At 66.9% G+C, this 18,839-nt stretch carries 6 protein-coding genes; 3 read left to right on the forward strand and 3 right to left on the reverse strand.

Translation table 11 applies throughout. The features are described 5' to 3' along the window. Window positions 1–59 precede the first annotated feature (59 nt). The 3 genes from AC1DU8_RS20985 to AC1DU8_RS20995 form a co-directional block, all read right to left on the reverse strand. Window positions 60–1,046 (reverse strand): PDR/VanB family oxidoreductase, encoded by a 987-nt coding sequence (locus AC1DU8_RS20985; protein ID WP_477689735.1) that lies wholly within the window; start codon window positions 1,044–1,046, stop codon window positions 60–62. A gap of 109 nt (window positions 1,047–1,155) precedes the next feature. Then, window positions 1,156–1,860, reverse strand: a complete 705-nt coding sequence (locus AC1DU8_RS20990) for a GntR family transcriptional regulator (RefSeq protein ID WP_457281942.1) — start codon at window positions 1,858–1,860, stop codon at window positions 1,156–1,158. 107 nt (window positions 1,861–1,967) lie between these two features. After that, window positions 1,968–3,062 (reverse strand): aromatic ring-hydroxylating dioxygenase subunit alpha, encoded by a 1,095-nt coding sequence (locus tag AC1DU8_RS20995; RefSeq protein WP_457281943.1) that lies wholly within the window; start codon window positions 3,060–3,062, stop codon window positions 1,968–1,970. A 144-nt stretch (window positions 3,063–3,206) separates the two neighbouring features. Between AC1DU8_RS20995 and AC1DU8_RS21000 the strand changes: the two genes are divergently transcribed. The 3 genes from AC1DU8_RS21000 (at window position 3,207) to AC1DU8_RS21010 (ending at window position 18,834) form a co-directional block, all read left to right on the forward strand. Then, the gene (locus tag AC1DU8_RS21000; protein WP_457281944.1) at window positions 3,207–4,322 is read left to right on the forward strand and encodes a 5-methyltetrahydropteroyltriglutamate--homocysteine S-methyltransferase; all 1,116 of its coding nucleotides are present in this window, start codon (window positions 3,207–3,209) and stop codon (window positions 4,320–4,322) included. A 650-nt stretch (window positions 4,323–4,972) separates the two neighbouring features. After that, window positions 4,973–6,712 (forward strand): ShlB/FhaC/HecB family hemolysin secretion/activation protein, encoded by a 1,740-nt coding sequence (locus AC1DU8_RS21005; protein ID WP_477689736.1) that lies wholly within the window; start codon window positions 4,973–4,975, stop codon window positions 6,710–6,712. Between the two features lie 32 nt (window positions 6,713–6,744). Beyond that, the gene (locus AC1DU8_RS21010) at window positions 6,745–18,834 is read left to right on the forward strand and encodes a YDG domain-containing protein (RefSeq protein WP_477727209.1); all 12,090 of its coding nucleotides are present in this window, start codon (window positions 6,745–6,747) and stop codon (window positions 18,832–18,834) included. Window positions 18,835–18,839 lie beyond the last annotated feature (5 nt).

The raw sequence follows: 18,839 nt of genomic DNA on the forward strand, positions 1-18,839 counted from the left end.
CGCGGTCGGTTGCGCGATCATCGCGCGCATGACCCGGTGATCGCACACAAGTTGTCCCCTCACGCGTCGGGCCGGTAGGAAGAATCCAGCGTCACCGAACCGACCACGCGCGAGACACAGGCGCACAAGCGCGTGTTTTGTTGTTTCTCGTGCTCGCTCAGAAAGACGTCGCGGTGGTCGATCTCGCCGTCGACCGCCAGCACGTCCAGTGTGCACAGGCCGCATTCGCCGCGCTTGCAGTCGAAGACGGCCTGCACCCCAGCCTGCTCCAGCGCATCCAGCAGGCTGCAGTCGGCCGGCACAGTGATGTCCAGCGCGTGGCGGGGGATTTGCACCCGAAAAGCCTGCGGTGCGAAGCGCCCGCTGTTGCCGAAGGTTTCATAACGCAGGTCGGCCGCTGGCCGGCCCGAGGCTTCCCAGGCATGGCGCGCCGCGTCCAGCATGGGCACCGGGCCGCAGACATACATTTGCGCGCCGGCCGGTAGCGCTGCGATCTCGCCGGCGAAATCGATGCGCGCGTCGACGGCCGCCTGCAGCCGCTCGCCCAGGCAAGCCCGCAGCATTTCGCCGTAAGCCAGTTCAGATTCACTGCGCACGCCATACAGCATGCGCAGCGGCCGGCCCGACTGCGCACAGCGGTCGGCCAGCGCCTGGGCCATGCCCACCAGCGGCGTGATGCCTATGCCGCCGGCCACCAGCAGGTAAGCCGGGGCATTGAAGTCCAGCGGGAAATGGTTGCGCGGCCCGCTCACCTGCAACCGGTCGCCAGCGGCCAGCTGCCACATCGCGCGCGAACCGCCGCGGCCGTCGTCCAGCCGCTTCACCGCGATGCGATACGTTTGGCCATCGGTCTCGCTGACCAGTGAGTAAGAACGAAGCTGCGGCTTGCCGTCCACCAGCAGCTGTACCTGCAGGTGGCTGCCAGGTTCGTGGCGCTGCACGGTGGCTGCGTCACCCATGGGCCGGATGCGGAACTCGCGCACGGTGGGCGTGAGTTCGTCAAAAGATTCAATGACCGCATCGGTCCAGCTGGAGGTGGCTTTCATTCAGTTTTCCGTGATCTCTTAAATTCGAGGGCCGCCGTGGAACCGGCTTTGCCGGGCCACTGGTGGCGCCCCTTGGGGGGAGGCGGCCGCAGGCCGCTTTGGGGGGACGTCATTTCTTCCGTATGAGCCGCACGCCGGGCATCTGGTCCAGGTTGTGGCTGGCCACGGCAGCGCGCAGGTTGCGCTGGGCCAGGCGTGAGTGCTCGCGCATGATCGCTTCGGCGCGCGAGCCCTCGCGCTGCTCAATGGCGTCGAGCACCTGTCGGTGCTGGTCCTGCGCCACGACCAGCATGTCGCGAGCGCCCGGGGAATTGGCCTGCACCACTACAAAACCCGAAGGCGACGCAAACGGCAGGCTGAACACGCGTTCGAGCTCCTTGGCAATGACGCTGCTACCGGCCATTTCACCCAGCAGTTCATGAAACCGCTCGTTCAGCGCGACGTAGGAAGAGAAAGCCTCATCGTCCAGCGCAGGCTGGCTGAGCACCGCATCGATCTTGCCCAGGCATTCGCGGGCTTCGTTCAGCACCACGGTGGGTGCGCCGCGCTCGGCGGCCAGCCGCGCCGACAGCCCTTCAATGGTGCCGCGCAGTTCGATCGCTTCGGACACATCGCGTTCGGAAAACGTGCGCACGGCGTAGCCGCCGTTGGGCAGCGACTCCAGCAGGCCTTCCTGCTCCAGCCGCATCAATGCCGCGCGGATGGGTGTGCGTGAGAAGCCGAGTTTTTCAACGATGGACAGCTCGGCAATGCGTGCTCCGCCGGGCAACTCGCCGGCCAGGATCATCTCGCGAAGCTGAAGCTGCGCCCGCACCTGCGCGCTTTCAAGGCTATTTTGGCCTGTAGCCCTTTCGGAATCTGCGCTGGAAGCTACTGAATTGATAGCATTGATTGTGGTTCGCATAAAAAATGATCCCCGCCTCAGGCCGCCAGCCGGATAGTGATGACAGGCGCCGGTGGTTTTTCTTTCGCGATCAGTCCGTCTATCAGGCGCCGGGCCCACATCGAGCCGGCATCGATGTTGAGGTTGTAGAACTGGTGGTCCGGGTGTTCGTCGATGGCGATTTGCTGGGCCTCCAGCACATGTTCGTCCTCGCGGAAGATGCCGGCCACGCCCTCGCGCAGCTGGTGCGTCAGGCGCTGTTCACCCAGGCAGTAATTGCGTGCGAAAGCCCAGAAGTAGTGGCAGCTGCCGTCTGTTTCCGGCGTCACCGTATTCAGCACAAAACCATTGACGCCCTTGCTGCGGTCGCCCGGCTGGCCGTCTTTGGGTGGCGCACCCGATCCGGCTTCGGCCACGCCGACGTCGATGTTCACAGTGCAGGGCGCTTCGAATTTGATGATTTGCCAGCGGTCCACCTTGCCCCTGTAGCCGCGCGCGTGCTCAATCTGCCCGGCCCAGAACGGCGGTGCGTCGATGTTTTCCATCCAGCGCGTGACGGTGGCCGTACGGTCGCCATGCGTGGCGACAAAGGGCGCCTCGGCCACGGCGCGCTGGCCGATGCTGGAGCCGTGCACAAAGGTTTCGTGGGTCAGGTCCATCAGGTTGTCGACGACCAGGCGGTAGTCGCACTTCACCGTGATCAGCTTGCCGTCGCCGGCCCAGTCTGCGTCGTCGTTCCAATGCATGTCGGGCACCAGCGCCGGGTCGGCCTTGGCCGGGTCGCCGGGCCAGATCCAGACAAAGCGATGCTTTTCCAGTACCGGGAAGGCACGCACGCAGGCCGAAGGGTTCAGCGTTTCCTGGCTGGGCATGTGGGTGCAGCGGCCCTGGGCGTTATAGACCAGGCCGTGGTAACCGCAGGTCACCTCGTCGCCGTTCAGCGTGCCCATGGACAGCGGCAGCAGCCGGTGCCAGCAGGCGTCTTCCAGTACGGCGACCTGGCCGTCGGTGCGGCGGAACATCACCACCTTCTGCTTGCAAATCGTGCGCGCCAGCAGCGTGCGGCCCACCTCCACGTCATAAGCGGCGGCATACCAGGCGTTCAGGGGGAAAGTCGATTTCTGAGCATTCATGGATACTCAATGTATACATAAATTGCCAAAAAGCCAAGAAAAATAGGGAAATTCAGGGTAAATACGGAATTTCTGTATTCAATGAGAGGTGATTTTGCTGGAATACCATGGGGGTTTGTGCCTGCAACCGATGGAGACTTTCCCATGACCGCCAAGCTACCCGCCCGTTATGACCATGTCGGCAGCTTTCTGCGCCCGCAGTACCTGCTGGAAGCCCGCGAGCAAAAAGCCAAGGGCCAGATCACGCCTGAACAACTGCGCAAGGTCGAAGACCAGGCCATCACCGAAATCGTGAAGTTCCAGGAAGACGTGGGCCTCAAAAGCATCACTGACGGCGAATTCCGCCGCACCTACTTCCACATCGACTTCCTCGAGCAGATCGGCGGCGTGAAGACCGATATCCCGGTCACCATCCAGCGGCCCGACGGCAGCATGGAACTGGCGCCGCCGGTGATGCGGGTGATCGACAAGGTGCGCCACGTCAAGGACATCCAGCTCGCCGACTTCCAGTACCTCAAAAGCCAGGTCAGTGCGGGCAACACGCCCAAGGTCACCATTCCCTCGCCCACGATGCTGCACTTTCGCGGCGGCCGCGCCGGCATCAGCAAGGAGGCCTATCCCGAACTCGATCCGGCTTTTTACGACGACGTAGCCAAGGCCTATGGCGACGAACTGCGCAGCCTGGCCGCGGCCGGCTGTACCTATGTGCAGATGGACGACACCAACCTGGCCTACCTGTGCGACGAGAAAATGCGTGAAGCGGCGCGCCAGCGCGGAGACGATCCCAACGAGCTGCCGCACCGCTACGCCAAATTCATCAACAAGGTGGTCGCGCAAAAGCCCGCCGGCATGACGCTGGCCATGCATTTGTGCCGCGGCAACTTCAAGAGCACCCACGCCGCGGCCGGCAACTACGAGCCGGTGGCCGAGGCGCTGCTCAAGGAGATGGACCTGGACGCCTATTTCCTCGAGTACGACGACAGCCGCAGCGGCGACTTCAAACCCCTGCGCTACCTGCCCAAGGGCAAGACCGTGGTGCTGGGCCTGGTCACTACCAAGTTCGGTGAAATGGAAAGCAAGGACGACCTGAAGCGCCGCATTGAAGACGCTGCGAAATACGCGCCGCTGGAGCAGCTCGCGCTGTCACCGCAGTGCGGCTTCAGCAGCACCGTACACGGCAACAACATCGCCGTGGAAGCGCAACGCAACAAGCTGCGCCTGGTGGTCGAAACCGCACGCGAGGTGTGGGGCACAGCCTGAGCTGACCCCGGGACTGGCACTCATCCTCCCCTTCTCGTATCCCCTTCTCGTATCTTTAGCGAGGGGGCCTGGCTGACTCCAGCCTGTTTTTTTGGGGGCCGTTAACCGGCGCCTTCTGCTGCGTCGGTAGTTTCGCTGTGGCTTGGTGGCTCCCGGTTGGCGGCGATCCCGTGGGCAACCCCGGCCAACGGGTCGGTGCCACGATTGGGCATCAAACGGCTCACCATTCCCACTGGACGTGCGCAAGCAGCTCTCAAAAAGATAGCAAGCATGGCCTGGGCATGCCGCCCGCAGGCTTCTGGCGCAGCTCTCGCCAGTACGGGCGCTGCCGGCCGGCGCGTACCCCATGAGTGCCGCCCCTCTTCTTTGCCTCCTCTTCTTATCCCTATTGACCGGTGCTCCTTCGTGCGGACGACGACCACTTCTGTCTGCCTGTCGGTGGGAATAGGGCAATAAACATTTACTTACATTTGGCAAAGAGCCATCGGCGTGCCGGCTTATTTTTCCAGGATCTTTAAATAACTGTGCAAAAACAAACACTTACAGCGAAAATAGGAGGTGTTTTAACAAAAAATATTGGACAGCGTAAGAGCAAAGCGCTACAACCGATAAAACATTTTGTTGCATTTGTACACCGAAAGGGTCGCTTCTTGAGCAGTTCAGTCTTTCTGGCATCCAGGCTTGTCGCCTGGGGGGTTCTGGGCGTATGCATCGCCCTGGACGTCCCTGCGCTGGCGCAGGTCCGGGCAGACGTGCGGCCCGATGCCGGAACGCTGCTGGAGCCGCAAGGTTCGTTACCGTTGCTGCCCTTGCGTAGCGGGCCACTGCCCGAACTGGCACCGCCCCGGGTTGCGGAGCCAGCGGCGGGAACTGCGCGCATTACGCCAGCGGCGTTCAGCTTTTCCGGCAACAGCGTTTTCTCCAGTGAAGCACTTGCGGCTTTGCTGTCGAGCCGGCTCCACCGGCCCACGGATCTGGCCGGCCTCACAGATGCCGCCAATGCCATCAGCGCGCTTTACCGGCAGAACGGCTATCTGCTCACGCAGGCGTACCTGCCCGAGCAGGCGTTTCCCGCAGAAGGCGGGACTGTCGCCATCACCATCATTGAAGCGCGGGTCGGCCGCGTCTCTGTGCGTGTCGACGGCGCCGGCATCTCAAAGGCGTTCGCGGAAGAACTGGTGGGCAGCCAGCTGCGGTCCGGTGACGCCGTTACCGAATACGCACTCGACAAGCCCGTGTTGCTGTTGCGCGACCTGGCGGGATATGACGCCGGCGCTACGGTTGAGCCTGGAGATCGCCTGGGCCTGGCGGATGTCCTGATCACCGTGCAGGGCAAAGGGCCGCGCGCCGACGGCTCGGTCAGCGTAGACAACCATGGCGCGCGCGCCGCTGGTGCCGCGCGTGTCACGTTAAGTGCCAATCTCAACAACCTGCTGGGGCGCGGTGACGTGCTGGCCTTGAGCGCCCAGCAAAGCGACCAGGCTGGCTCGACCCTGTACCGCGCCGGCTACACCGTGCCGGTCGGCGCTTACGGCACGCGGGTGGGTGTCAGCGCGGTGCGCCTGGACTACGCGCTGGGCAAGCAATTCGAGCCGCTGGGGGCCAGCGGCCGGGCCGACATTCTCGGCCTCACCCTGTCCCACCCCCTGCTGCGCGGGCGCGCCAACAATTTGTACGGCCTCATCAGTGCAGAGCAAAAAAAGCTCGTTGACGAAACGCGCACACCCGCACTCAAAAGCGAGCGCGACATCGCCGCGCTCAGGCTGGGGCTGGCGGGTAACTTCATCGACGAACTGGCGGGCGGCAGCAGCCTGAACAACTATGCCGTGAACGCCACCTTCGGCCGCCTCACGCTGAATGCGGCCGATCAGGCGCTTGACGATGGCCTCGGCGGCCTGCGCACAGCGGGCGGTTTCAGCAAGCTGAACCTGGAATTCCAGCGCTCCCAGTTTTTTGATGCCGCTTACAGCTTTCACGTCGCGGCACAGGCCCAGCTGGCGTCGAAAAACCTCAGCTCGGCCGAAAAAATGGTTCTGGGCGGGCCCAATGGCGTGCGCGGCTACCCGGTGGGGGAAGGCGTCGGCGACGCCGGTTTCCTGTTGAACCTGGAGTCGCGTTACCAGCTCGCCCCAACGGTCTGGGGTGAGCCTTTGACTCTGCTGGCTTTCTATGACCATGGGCGCATTCGCTTCAACCAGAACGGCCCCACTGTGCCGGGCAATGCCAACACGCTGAGCCTCGGTTCCGTCGGTGTGGGCGCCACGCTGGGCCAGCCCGGCAAATTCCTGGTCAAGACCTACCTGGCATGGCGCACGACGACGGCGCCGCCGTCCACCGGCGACCCGGACCGTGCGCCGCGCGCCTGGCTGTCGGTCCAAGCCTGGTTCTAGCCCGGCCCCACTCCCTGCTCTGCATACCCATCATGACCGCCCCCACTTCTTCCGCTCACGCCCCCTACCGCCCCTGGTCCGTGCGTACGGTGGTGGTCCGCCTGTCGCGCAAGCTCTCGGCCACTTACCGCATCCGCAGCGACCGCAGGCTGTCGCGCCTGCTTGCAACACTGCTGGCGGCTGTCTCGCCTTGGGCCATCGCCTTGCCTGAAGGCGCGCAGGTGGTGGGAGGCCAGGCCAGCGTCAGCACGCCGTCGGCCAACGCCATGGTGGTCAACCAGACCAGCGACAAGGCGGTGCTGAACTGGCAAAGCTTCAACATCGGCGTGGGGCAATCGATGCAGTTCGTGCAGCCCGGCGCCTCGTCCGTCGCGCTGAACCGCGTCATCGGCAACGGTGCCTCATCCATCTTCGGTTCGCTGAGCGCCAACGGCCAGGTCTTCCTGATCAATCCGTCCGGCGTGATGTTCGCCCCGGGGGCGCAGGTCAATGTGGGTGGGCTCGTCGCCTCCAGTCTCGACATCGGCAACGGCGACTTCATGGCCGGCCGCTACAGCTTCAGCTTCAGCGGCAGCGGCGCGGGCGCCGTCAGCAACCACGGCAGCATCACCGCCGCGCGCGGCGGTTACGTGCTGCTGGCTGCGCCGCAGGTCACCAACACCGGCGCCATCAGCGCCGAAGCCGGCTCCGTCGGCCTGCTCGCGGGCTCGCGTGTGTCGGTCGACACCTCGGGTGTGGGCCTGGTGCGCTTCTCGGTGGACGCCGCGGCTGCGCAGGCCGCGATCACCAACAGCGGCAGTATCACGGCCACGGGCGGCCGGGTTGCCGTGCTGGCCAGTGCCATGGGCGATGCCATGGCGACCGTCATCAACCAGTCCGGCGTCATCCGCGCCAACTCCGCCGTGGAGCGCAACGGCACGATTGTGCTGAGCGGCGGTGGCACGGGCGTGGTCCATGTCTCGGGCACGCTCGACGCCAGCGGCACGGTGGCCGGCCAGAGCGGCGGCACGGTGCAGGTGCTGGGCGACAAGGTGGCGCTGGACACCGGTGCTGCCATTGACGTCTCCGGCGCAGCCGGCGGCGGCACCGCGCTGGTGGGCGGCGATTACCAGGGCGGCAATGCGGCCGTCCAGAATGCTTCACGCACTTATGTGGCCGCAGGCGCATCGATACGGGCCGACGCGACAGACAGCGGCAAAGGCGGAAAAGTGGTGGTCTGGGCCGACGGTGACACGCGCCACAGCGGCGCCATCAGCGCGCGCGGCGGCGCCAACGGTGGTGACGGCGGCTTTGTCGAGGTTTCGGGCAAGCAGCAGCTGGACCTGCGCGGCAGTATCGACGTGACCGCGCCGGCCGGCACTGGCGGAAGGGTGCTGCTGGATCCGCAGGACATCGACATCAACACCACCATACAGTCCTCACCGCCCAACAATGCCGATGGCACGCCCGACGTGGCCCTCTTCGATCCACCGAGCCCGACGGGCACGTACACCATCCAGATCGCCGACATTACCGGCTATAGCGAGCTGTACCTCCAGGCCTCGCGCAACATCACGCTGGCCAGCGCACTGGCCATGACGGCGGGCAACAAGGTCCGCTTTGAAGCTGGCAACACGATTGCCCTCAATGCCGCACTAACGGCTTCCGGCGGCGTGAATCTTTCGGCGGCCAATATCACCAGCACCGCGGCCGGTAGCATCACCACCACAGGCGCCGGCAATACCAATGCCGGCAACGTCACCCTCAACGCTACGGGCACTGTCAACCTGCTCGGGGCCATCAACGCCATCGGAGGCCCTGCCACAACCGGCAACCCAGGCCGTAGCGGCGGGGCCGTCAGCATCTCGGGCGCCGGTGTCACCACCGCCGCCATCACCGCCAGCGGTTCCGCCGGGCTGGGGGCTGGACAGGCCGGTGGTACGGGCGGCAGTATCAACATTACCTCCACCGGCGGCATCTCCAGCACAGGCACCCTCACGGCCAGCGGCGGTGCCGCTGGCACGACGGGCATCGCGGCCGGGGGCAACGCGGGCAGCATCATCCTGGCTAACAGCGGCACCGGTAACGTCGCTGTGAGCGGGTTGACCGCCAGCACCGGCAATGCGGTCACCACCGGCGCCGGCGGCACGGCCGGCAGCATCTCCGTGACCAACAGCGTGGCCAGCGCCAGCCTGGGCACCGGCAACATCACCACCCAGGGCGGCAACAACGGCGACGGCGGCGCCATCACGCTCAATTCCGCCGGTGCACTGAGCGCGGGCACCGTCACCAGCACCGGCGGCACGGCACTGGCCAACACTGCAGGCCGCAATGCCGGTGCAATCAACATCACGGCGGCCGGCGCCATCACCGCGCTGGGCGCTGTAACGGCCAGCGGCACGGCCGGCAACACGGCCGGCAACGGCGGCAACGCGGGCGCAGTCTCCATAGTCGCCGCGGGCGGCATCGCAGGCGCAGCCATGACCGCCAGTGGCGGGGCCGGTGTGGGCGCCAATGCGTCGGGCGGCAATGCAGGAACCATCACGGTTACCAACAGCGGTACCGGCAACATCACTGCCGCCGCGCTGGCCGCACAGACCGGCACGGCCACGGGCACCGGTACCGGCGGTGCGGCCGGCAGCATTTCGGTGACGAATACGGCTGCCGCGGGCAACCTGACGACCGCGGGAGTCACCACGACGGGCGGAGCCAAAGGCGACGGCGGCGCCGTGAACCTGAGTGCGCTGGGCGCTTTGTCCACCGGCGCTGCTGGCACCATCAACACGGCCGGTGGCGTCACGCTGGCAGGCTATGCCGGCCGCAATGCTGGCGCCGTCACACTCTCGGGTGCAAGCGTAAGCACCGGCACGGGCAACATCACCGCCAACGGCACGCCGGGTATAGGCGCTGGCCAAAATGGCGGCAATGGCGCCAATGTGCAAGTCACGGCCACGGGCGCCATCACAGCCGGTGCCATCAATACAACGGGCGGTGCGGGCATTGCCACCCTGGCCAGCGGCGGCAATGCGGGCACGATCACCGTCGTCAACAACTCGGCGACGGTGGGCGCCATCTCACTGGGAGGGCTGAGCTCCAGCAGCGGAGCGGCCTTCGGGACCGGCGCTGGCGGCACGGCCGGTGCCGTGCAGGTGACCAACAATGCGGCCGGGCAAGGCCTCACCACGGGGGCCATCACGGCCAACGGCGGCACCAACAGCGCCGGTGCCGATGTCACCCTGAGCTCACAAGGTGCCCTTACCGTCAGCGGGCTGATCACCACCAGCGGCGGCGCGTTGGGTACCGGTATGACCGCAGCAGGCAAGAACGCCGGCAACGTCACGATCACGGGCGTCAACCGCGCCGTCACCGGTGCCATCACCGCCAGCGGCGGTGCAGGGATGGGTACCAACCAGGCCGGTGGCAATGCCGGCGTGGTGAGCATCACCGGCAGCGGCAGCCTGGGCACGAACAACATCGCAGCACAAACCGGTGCAGCGACGGGCACCGGCGCGGGCGGCACAGCAGGCAGCATCATGTTGGACGGCACGGCAGTGACCACTGGTACCCTGACGACCACGGGCGGTGCCAACGGCAACGGCGGCACTGTCAGCGCCACCTCGACGGCCGGCGTTTTGACGACAGGCGCGATCGTTTCCAGCGGCGGCACAGCCAATGCGGGAACGGCCGGGCGCAATGCCGGAACGGTGACGCTGCAGGCCACGGGTGGTCTGTTGACCGGCGCCACCATGACCGCCAGCGGCACGAACGGCACTCTGGCGGGCGACCAGGCCGGCGGCAACGGTGCGGTGATCTCCATTACCGGCAACAGTGGCATCAGCGTCACCAATCTCGCGGCCAGCGGCGGCGCGGGTGTGGGCACCAATGCTGCCGGCGGAAATGCCGGCAGTATCACGGTCAACAACAGCGGCAGCGGAAACATCACCACCGGAACCCTGGCGGCCCAAACCGGCAATGCAATCGGCACGGGCGCAGGGGGCACCGCGGCCAGCGTCGCCGTCACGAATACGGCAGCGGCCGGCAATGTCACGACGGCAGGCATCACCACCACCGGCGGCACCAAAGGCGACGGCGGTGCCGTCACCCTGAGTGCCCAGGGTGCGCTGTCCACTGGTGCTGCAGGCGCGATCAATACGGCCGGCGGCGTCACCTTGACGGGCAATGCAGGCCGCAATGCCGGCACCGTCACGCTCTCAGGCGCAAGCGTGAGCACCGGTACCGGAAACATCACGGCCAACGGCACGCCAGGCATAGGCGCCGGCCAAAGCGGCGGCAACGGCGCCAATGTGCAAATCACGGCTGCCGCGGGCGGCATCACCGCCGGCGCCATCAACACCACGGGCGGTGCGGGCATTGCCACGCCGGCCAACGGCGGCAGCGCGGGCAGCATCACCGTCATCAACAATTCGGCCACCACTGGCGCCATCTCGCTGGGAGCACTGAGCTCCAACAGCGGGGCTGCTTTCGGCGCCGGCACGGGCGGCACCGCCGGCGCTGTGCAGGTGACCAACAGCGCGGCCGGGCAAGCCCTCTCCATCGCAGGGGCTGTGACGGCCAATGGCGGCACCAACGGCGCCGGCGCCGACGTCGTCCTGAGTTCGCAGGGCGCTCTCACGGTCGGCGGAACGATCAACACCAGCGGCGGTGCTATCGGCGCTGGGGTGACCGCCGCAGGAAAAAATGCCGGCAACATTACCCTGAGCGGCGTCAACCGCTCGGTCACGGGCCTGATCACCGCCAGCGGCGGCGCGGGGCTGGGTGCCAACCAGGCGGGTGGCAACGCCGGCGCGGTGAGCATCACCGGCAGCGGCACACTTGGCGCGGTCGGCATCACGTCCCAAACAGGTGCCGCAACAGGAACGGGCGCCGGCGGCAACGCCGGCAGCATCACGCTGACGGGCAGCGCCGTCACAGCTGGCGCGCTGACGACCACAGGCACCGCCAACGGCGACGGCGGCGCCGTCAGTGTCACGTCCACGGCGGGCGTTTTGACGGCCGGCGTCATCAATACCAGCGGTGGCGTGGCCAATGCCGGTACGGCGGGTCGCAACGCAGCAGCGGTCACCTTGCAGGCCACGGGCGGCCTGCTCACCGGCACGACCATTACGGCCAGCGGTACCAACGGCGCACTGGCGGGCGACCAGGCCGGCGGCAATGGCGCGGCGATTTCCCTTGCCGGCACCGGCGGCATCACGGTGACCAACCTCACGGCCAGCGGCGGCGCAGGCGTGGGTACCAATGCGGCCGGCGGCAATGCCGGCAGCATCACGGTCAACAACAGCGGCAGCGGCAATATCGCCACTGGAACGCTGACGGCGCAAACCGGCAATGCGGTGGGCACAGGTGCAGGCGGCACGTCCGGCAGCGTCAGCGTGGCCAACGCGGCGGCCGGCGGTACCTTGTCCACCGCGGCCATTCTCACCAGCGGCGGTGTCAAGGGCAACGGCGGCAATGTCAATCTGTCGGCACTGGGCCAGGTGTCCATCATCAACAACAACATCACCACCAGCGGCGGCACTGCGGTCAGCGGCCAGGCCGGCCGTAACGCCGGCACCGTCACCATCAGCGGCGGCGGCCTCAATATGGGAACGGGCACCATCACGGCCAGCGGTGGCGCGGCAGCTGCCACGTCGAACCTGAAAGGCGGCAGCGGCGCGGCCGTCAGCATCACGACCACCGATGCCGTGACCGCCGGCGCTCTCACCGCCAACGGCGGCGCGGGTGGCACCACCAACGGTGACGGTGGTGATGCCGGCAGCATCACCGTGCAGAACAATTCCACAACGGCAGGCGCGATTGCGTTGGGTGGGCTCGCGGCACGTACGGGCGCGGCAGTGGGTACCGGCGCCGGTGGCGCGGCCGGCAGCATCAGCGTGACCAACAACGCGGCAGGCGCCAACATCGGGACCGGTGCGATAGACAGCAGCGGCGCGGCAGGCGGCAACGGCGGCTCGGTCGCACTGGCCTCGCAGGGCGGCGTGACGGTCACCGGCACGCTGAACACCAGCGGCACGGCGCTGGCCGGTGGCACCGGCGCTGGCCGCAATGCGGGCAATATCACGGTGACGGGCGTCAACCGCTCGGTCACGGGTCTGGTCAGCGCCAGTGGCAGCGCGGGCCTGGGCACCAACCAGGCCGGCGGCAATGCCGGTGTGGTGAGCATCACGGGCAGCGGCACGTTGGGCACCGCGGCAGTGACGGCCTCAACGGGTGGCGCCACCGGAACGGGCGCCGGCGGCACGGCCGGCAGTATCACGCTGAACGGAACGGCGCTGACAGTCGGTGCGCTTACCACCACGGGTGGCGCCAACGGCAACGGCGGCAACATCAGCGTCACCTCGACGGCCGGCGTTTTGACGACAGGCGCGGTTGTTTCCAGCGGCGGCACCGCCAACGCGGGCACGGCGGGACGCAACGCAGGTTCCGTCACGCTGCAGGCCACAGGAGGCCTGCTGACCGGCACCACCGTGACCGCCAGCGGCACGAATGGCACGCTGACGGGTGACCAGGCCGGCGGTAACGGTGCGGCGATTTCCATTACCGGCAACAACGGCCTCACGCTCACCAATCTCACGGCGAGCGGCGGCGCAGCGGTCGGCACCAATGCGGCCGGTGGCAATGCCGGCAGCATCACGGTCAACAACAGCGGCAGCGGCAATATCACCACCGGAACGCTGACGGCGCAAACCGGTAACGCGCTGGGCGCCGGCGCGGGCGGCACGGCCGGCGGTGTTTCCGTGAGCAACACCGCCGCAGCGGGAACGTTGTCCACCGGGGCCGTCACCACCACCGGTGGTGTCAAGGGCAACGGCGGCAACGTCAGCCTTTCTGCTGCCGGCCAGGTGTCAGTGCTCAACAACAACATCATCGCCAGCGGCGGCACCACGGTCAGCGGTCTGGCAGGCCGTGATGCCGGCACGGTCACCATCAGCGGCGCCGGCCTCAACATGGGCACCGGCACCATCACCGCTAGCGGCGGCGCGGCGGCGGCCACGTCCAGTCAAAAGGGCGGCAGCGGCGGCGCCGTCAGCATCACCTCCACGGGGGCGGTCACTACCGCAGGCATGACGGCCAGCGGGGGTGCGGGCGGAACCACCAACGGCGACGGCGGCAATGCGGGCAGCATCGGCGTGGCTAACACCGTTGCGGGTGCTGTCACGGTGGGTGCACTGGCTGCGCAAAGCGGCAATGCAGCCGGCACGGGCGCAGGCGGCTCGGCAGGCAGCATTACCCTAAGCAACACGGCTGGCAACCTCACGGCAGGTACGCTGACCACTACGGGCGGCACTTCGGGCCATGGCGGCAACATCAGCGTTAGCGGATCCGGCGGCGCAGTGGCGGTTGGCGCCATAGTCACCAGCGGCGGCACGACTGCCGGCCCGGCCAACGGGCGCAATGCCGGCACGGTAGACATTTCCGGCGCGGGCGTCACCACGGCGGCCATCACGGCCAACGGCACCAACGGCAGCACCGTCGGCTCGGGTGGCAATGGTGGCGCGGTCACCGTCAATTCCACGGGGGCCATCAGCAGCACCGGTGCAATCAGCGCCGTTGGCGGCAACGGTGCGGGCGGCAACCAGGCCGGCGGTCAGGGCGCCGCGGTGTCGATGGCTTCCACCGGCGGCAATGTATCGGTCGCCGCCATCACCACCACCGGCGGCAACGGCGGCACAGGCGTGGCGGCGGGCGGTAACGCAGGCGCCATCACACTCGACGCAGCGGGCGCCACGCCCACCATCACCCTTGCCGGCGGGCTTACTGCGCTGGGTGGCAACCAGGTCGGCGGCGCGGTCTCCGGTGCTGGCGGCGTTGTCCGTATCAAGGATGACGCACTGCTCAATACGGCCAGCATCACTGTGGACTCACGCGGCGGCAATGCCGGCGCGGGTGCCGGCGCCAATATCCAGTTCGACGGAGCGGTCAACAGCCAGGCCTCGGGCCGTACGCTGATCCTGCAGGCAGGCAACGGCGACGTGAGCATTGCCGGCACCACGGGCGCCAGCCTGGCCTTGTCGGCGCTGGCCGTGACCGCCAACGACATCGCCGTGGGCGCCATGGGCGGTGCCTCGGTGGGCGTTACCGGTTCCACCTCGCTGACGGCCACCACCGCCGGCGCCGACACTGGCGACATCAGTCTCAATGGCGCGCTCAACGTCAGTGCGTTGGCCCTGACGGCCGGAAGCGCACTCACGCAAACCAGCGCCATCAAGGCGACCACCGCCACCCTGGCGGCCGGCGCCGGCAACAACATCACGCTGACCAATGCCGGCAACGATTTCACGGGGGCGGTGGCTGTCACCACGGGCAATAACGTCAGCATCACCGACAGCAATGCGCTGGTGATGGGGACCTCAGTGGTGTCGGGTTCTCTGGCGCTGAATACGGCCGGCGCCATCACACAGACCGGCGCGGTGACGGTCACAGGCGCCACCACGCTGGCCGCCGGCGCAGCCAACGACATCACGCTGGCCAATGCGGCCAACAACTTCTCCAGCGTGGCCGTCACCAGCGGCAACAACGTCTCGCTGCGCGATGCCAATGCCGTGGTGCTGGGTACCTCCGTTGCCAATAGCAGCCTGACAGTGGTGGCCGGCGCGACCATCACCCAGACGGGTGCCATCACCGCGCCCACGCTGGTGGCCAAAACGCTGTCCGCCGGCACGGCGAACATCACATTGAACAATGCCGGCAACGAGGTCGCCACGGTCGATCTACGGGCCCGCAATGCCGCCGACACGGCCAATGCCAATGGGGCAGTCAGCTATCGCGACGCCACCGGCTTCGACGTGGCCGCTGTCAACACCACAGGGGCATTGACGCTGCAATCCGGCGGCAACATCACGCAGTCGGGCGCTGTGACGGCGGCCTCACTGGCAGTGGCCGGCACGGGTGCAGGCTCGCTGAACCTCGGCACCCAGGCCAACAACATCGCCACCCTCAATGCCATCACGGCGGCGGGCGGCTTCACGCTGAATAACGGCAACAACAGCACAACGGTGGCTGGCAATATCAGCACCGTCAACAACGCTGTCGCCATAGACACCGGCACCGGCACGTACACGCAGAACAACGTCGACGTGGTTGCCGGCAGCGGGCCCATCACGATCACGGCCGACACGGTCGCCATCGCCGCGAACACAGGCAACAACGCGCTGGCGACCAGTGGCGCATTGACGCTCAAGGCCAAAACCGCGAGCCGCACCATGTCCCTGTCGGGCGCTTCGGGCTTTGACCTCACGGCCGCGGAAGTCAGCGCCTTCGCCACGGGCGCCACCGGCCCCATCGTCATCGGCGATACGGCCAGCACTGGCGCCATGACCATAGGCGGCGCGGTCGGCCTGGCCGGCAAGACCCTGACGCTCAATGCCGGCTCCATCACCGATGTGGGCGTGCAAACCATCACCGCGCAGAACCTCACCCTCAATGCCAACGGCCAGATCGGCACCGACGCCAGCAACGGCATCGACGTGGGGGCCGGCAACCTGAGCGTCAACACCACCGGCAATGCCAACGCCTTCGTGCGCAGCGCGGGCGCCGTCAACCTGGGTGTGGGCAGCACGGCCTCAAACCTCGGCAGCGGCACACTGAACCTGACAGCACTGGGCGCGGTCACCCAGACGGCCGGTACCGGCAACATCACGGCCGGCACGCTGCAGGTCAAAACGCTGGTCAACGCCGGCGGTGGCATCACGCTCAACAACAGCGGCAACACCAGCACCGCCATCAACCTGCAGGCCCGCAATGCCGCAGACACGGCCAATGCGGCGGGGGCCATCCAGTACAGCAGCGCGGCCGGATTCGACGTGGCTGCCGTTGCGACAACCGGCAATGCCACCCTGTCTGCAGGCGGGGCTGTCAGCCAGTCTGGCGCCATCCTGGCTTCAGGGCTCGCGCTGACGGGGGGAACGGGTGCTTATACCCTGGCAAACGCGGGCAATGCCGTCACCACGCTCGCCGCCAGCACCGGCAGCGTGGACTACAGGCAGGCCGGCGCACTGGTTGTGGGCACGGTCGGCGCGACAGCAGGCGTAACGGCCACCGGCGCGGTCAAAATTGAAACCACCGGCGCGGCGTCAAATCTCACGTTGAACAATGCCGTGAATTCTTCCGCCACCGGCGATGCCGTCGTCCTCAAGGCCGGCAGCGCCAATGCGGCCGGCGTCAGCACCGGCGGCCAGCTCGTCAACAATGTGGGCGCGGGCGGCATCGTGGCCGCATCTGGCCGCTACCTGGTCTACAGCGGCGACCCCGGCACCACGCTTGAGGGCGTTGCCGGCTACAGCAAGCGCTACAACAGCGACGCCAGCTATGTACCGGCCGGCAGCGCAAATACTTTCCTCTACCGCGTCGCGCCGACCCTGACGGTTACGGCCGACAACAAGACCAAGGTGTATGGCGACACCAACCCGCTGCTGACCGGGGTGGTAAGCGGGCTGATCGACGGCGACACCATCGCCAGCCTGGGTGTGAACTACACCACCACAGCCGTTGACCGGACAGCTGTGGTGGCCGGACCGGTGGCTATCACTGCCGGCGTAGGTACCAACAGCGAAAACTACACCCTGGCCTTGACCAATGGCGCGCTGACCATCACGCAGCGCGCGTTGACGGTCAGCGCCGCCGGCCAGAACCGTGTCTATGACGGCGGCGTTGCGGCCACCGTCGCGCTGACCGACAACCGCCTCAGCGGCGATGTGCTGACCGCCACGAATACCGCCGCGAGCTTTATCGACAAGAACGTCGGCACCGGCAAGACCGTGAACGTCAGCGGCATTGCCCTCACCGGCGCCGATGCGGGCAACTACAGCGCCAACACCACGGCAGCCACCACTGCCAACATCACGCAGCGCGCGCTCACGGTCGGCGCAACCGGCCAGAACCGTGTGTATGACGGCGGAACCGTTGCCACCGTGACGCTTGCCGACAACCGGATCGCCGGCGATGTGCTCACGGCTACCAACACGGCTGCCAGCTTTGGCGACAAGAATGTGGGTACAGGCAAGGCGGTGAGCGTCAGCGGCATTGCCGTGACCGGCTCCGACGCCGGGAACTACACGTACAACACCACGGCCGCCACCACGGCCGACATCACGCAGCGAGCCCTCACGGTCAGCGCCACAGGCCAAAACCGTGTCTATGACGGCGGAACCGCCGCCACCGTGACGCTTGCCGACAACCGTGTTGCCGGCGACGTGCTCGCCACCACCAACACGGCTGCCAGCTTTGGCGACAAGAATGTGGGCACCGGCAAGACGGTGAACGTCAGCGGCATAGCCGTCACCGGCACCGACGCCGGAAACTACACGTTTAACACCACGGCCGCCACCACCGCCAACATCACGCAACGCGCCCTGACGGTGGGTGCCACGGCCCAAAACAAGGTGTACGACGGCGGCACTGCCGCAACCGTGACACTGGCCGACAACCGGGTCGCCGGCGATGTACTCGCGGCCAGCAACACCTCGGCCAGCTTTGCCGACAAGAATGCGGGCGTGGGTAAAACCGTCAACGTCGGCGGTATTGCCATCACCGGCACCGATGCGGTCAACTACAGCGTCAACAGCACGGCCGCCACCACGGCCAATATCACGCCGGCTTCGATTGCGAATGTCAGCGGCATCACCGCCGCGAACAAGGTGCAGGACGGCACCACATCAGCTACGCTGGCAACGGGCGGTGCTGCGTTTACCGGGCGCATAGGCGCGGACGTTCTCACCGTGGGGGCGGCTACCGGAAACTTCGATTCGCCTGCCGTCGGCAATGGCAAGCCCGTCAGCATTACCGGCATCACCCTGTCAGGTGCCGACGCCGGCAATTACACCTTGCAGAATGCGACGGCCGCCACGACAGCCAATATCACGCCGGCCCCTGCCAGTACCGCGGAGCGTACCGGTGACGCGCGCATTGTGAACGGTACGGCGCTGCCAGTCCTGGAAGGCGATGAGCGCCGTCAGCAGTCCCTGCGCGCCGCCGGCATCAAGGATGCCGAAGGCGGCGTTGCGGCCGATGTGCCGACTTTCCGCCTGGCTGGGTTCCCTGATCCGCGCAGTGCCGGGCTGGTCCTGCAGGACTGCGCGGAGCAGGGCCGCGGCCTGAACTGCGCTGGAGGCGGTCAGGGCCAGTAAATAAC

The organism is Polaromonas sp. P3_A5 (genome assembly GCF_056403055.1).

Bases quoted from the DNA above. Each gene is read 5' to 3' on its own strand.
- AC1DU8_RS20985 (WP_477689735.1), bottom strand. From the start codon at position 1,046: ATGAAAGCCACCTCCAGCTGGACCGATGCGGTCATTGAATCTTTTGAC.
- AC1DU8_RS20995 (WP_457281943.1), bottom strand. From the start codon at position 3,062: ATGAATGCTCAGAAATCGACTTTCCCCCTGAACGCCTGGTATGCCGCC.
- AC1DU8_RS21000 (WP_457281944.1), top strand. From the start codon at position 3,207: ATGACCGCCAAGCTACCCGCCCGTTATGACCATGTCGGCAGCTTTCTG.
- AC1DU8_RS21010 (WP_477727209.1), top strand. From the start codon at position 6,745: ATGACCGCCCCCACTTCTTCCGCTCACGCCCCCTACCGCCCCTGGTCC.